Source organism: Pseudomonas sp. SIMBA_041 (genome assembly GCF_046535095.1).
GTDB classification, from domain to species: Bacteria; Pseudomonadota; Gammaproteobacteria; order Pseudomonadales; family Pseudomonadaceae; genus Aquipseudomonas; species Aquipseudomonas mucoides.
In genome coordinates this window covers 1-272 of the sequence record NZ_JAWRXJ010000315.1, presented here as the reverse complement: position 1 = coordinate 272, position 272 = coordinate 1, and the positions used below count along the sequence as shown (strand labels likewise).

The following is a 272-nucleotide window of genomic DNA, read 5'->3' as shown; positions in this document are numbered from 1 at the left end:
CAAAAGTTAACAAGGTTAATGCGTTTTCAGTTAATACCAACGATGGAGATTTATACATGTGGGGGCTATCTACAACTAAATGTGAAAAATGTTCGAATGGGGGAAATTCCTCTTACTTCTATCAACCAGTTTTGATAAGTGACAATATAAAAATAAATCAATTCGCCGATAGTTTTTCGAGCACTGCATATATTGATGATAATGGTTATGCATGGTTTGTTGGTAACAATAGACACGGAGAAAAGGGGACTGGAGAAGTGCAAACTGACGAG

The 272-nt window shown here is 36.4% G+C and carries 1 protein-coding gene; it reads left to right on the top strand.

Annotated features, from left to right (window positions below):
* Window positions 1-56: 56 nt before the first annotated feature.
* The coding region (locus SB725_RS31305; RefSeq protein WP_410923298.1) for a hypothetical protein at window positions 57-272 on the top strand (216 nt) is incomplete at its 3' end.